This is a genomic window from Pantoea sp. Fr-CA_6 (assembly GCF_024520895.1).
Taxonomy (GTDB): domain Bacteria; phylum Pseudomonadota; class Gammaproteobacteria; order Enterobacterales; family Enterobacteriaceae; genus Pantoea; species Pantoea agglomerans.
This window is the reverse complement of sequence record NZ_JALNPO010000036.1, coordinates 1-632: the sequence shown is the minus strand read 5'-3', so window position 1 is coordinate 632 and position 632 is coordinate 1. Positions and strand designations below refer to the sequence as shown.

The window sequence follows — 632 nt, the reverse complement described above, 5'->3', positions numbered from 1 at the left end:
AAGCAGCAGAACGCCAGCGCGGGCGGCAGCTTCACCTTCGGCTCGATGACCGGCTCCGCAAGCGTCAACCTCAGCCAGGACAAGATGCACAGCAACTGGCAGAGCGTGGCCGAGCAGACCGGCATCTTTGCCGGGAAGGGCGGCTTTGACGTGACGGCGGGTGAGCACACCCAGCTGAACGGCGCGGTCATCAGTTCCACCGCGACCGCCGATAAGAACCGTCTTGACACCGGCACGCTGGGCTTCAGCAACATTGAGAACCACGCGGACTATAAAACCGAGCACCAGAGTGTGGGCATGAGCACCGGCGGCAGCATCGGCAGCCAGTTCGAAGGCAACATGGCGAACGGTCTGCTGGCGGGGCTGAACGGCAGCGGCAGCGCGTCGTCGGTGACGAAGGCGGCGGTAAGCGACGGCACCCTCATTATCCGGGATAAGGCGAAGCAGACGCAGGACGTGGCGGACCTGAGCCGCGACGCGGCGGGTGCGAATCCGGGGCTGGATAAAATCTTCGATAAGGAGAAAGAGCAGCGGCGGATGGAGACGGCGCAGCTGCTGGCGGAAATCGGCAGTCAGGCGGGCGACATCGCGCGGACGCAGGGCGAGATTGCGGCGACCAGAGCGGCCACGGA

At 65.0% G+C, this 632-nt stretch carries 1 pseudogene; it reads left to right on the top strand.

Annotated elements, in window-relative coordinates:
• Nucleotides 1–632: pseudogene (locus NR201_RS22495) on the top strand (hypothetical protein); the annotation flags it as partial.